Genomic DNA, 558 nt, shown 5'->3' with positions numbered 1-558 from the left:
AGGAGACCGTGTCCAGCCCGGCCATGCAGTGCATCAGGGTCGACTTGCCCGAGCCGGAGGGGCCCATGATGGCCGTGAACCGGCCCTGCGGGAACGCCACGCTGACGTTGTCCAGCGCGACCACCCGGGTCTCGCCCTCTCCGTAGACCTTGTTCAGGCCGGTGGCTCGGGCGGCCGCCTGGCCGGTCTTGACGGCGGATGCGGTCGTGGTGGTCACGGGGGGACTCCTTGCGGACGGGGCGTGCGGAAAGGGTGTGGGCGATCGGTGCGCAGAACACCGACCGCTACCCCATCCTCCGCTGGATGATCATGGAATTCGTCGCTCCCGGGGACGGTTGGCAGCACCGCCGCTGGGCGTACACGGGGCCGGGCTACCTCCTCCTGCGGTATGACACAACCCCTGAGGGTGGGGGCGTGGCCGATTCCGGATCGGGGTGTGGCCGAATCACCGACGATTCGTCAGATGGCAAGGAAACATGACAACTTAGCTGGCGGAGAGTGTGCGAAAGGGCGCACCGGGCGACTAGTCTCGGGGGTAGCCCGCACAGGGGCGGATGG

1 protein-coding gene is annotated in these 558 nt (G+C 68.1%); it reads right to left on the bottom strand.

The features are described from left to right. Positions 1 to 217: ATP-binding cassette domain-containing protein (locus ABD323_RS44650; protein WP_344447686.1), on the bottom strand; the 217-nt coding region annotated here is incomplete at its 3' end. Positions 218 to 558: the final 341 nt, after the last annotated feature.

Origin of the sequence: Kitasatospora nipponensis (assembly GCF_039528135.1) — a bacterium.
GTDB lineage: Bacteria > Actinomycetota > Actinomycetes > Streptomycetales > Streptomycetaceae > Kitasatospora > Kitasatospora nipponensis.
This window is presented reverse-complemented; position numbering and strand designations above follow the sequence as displayed.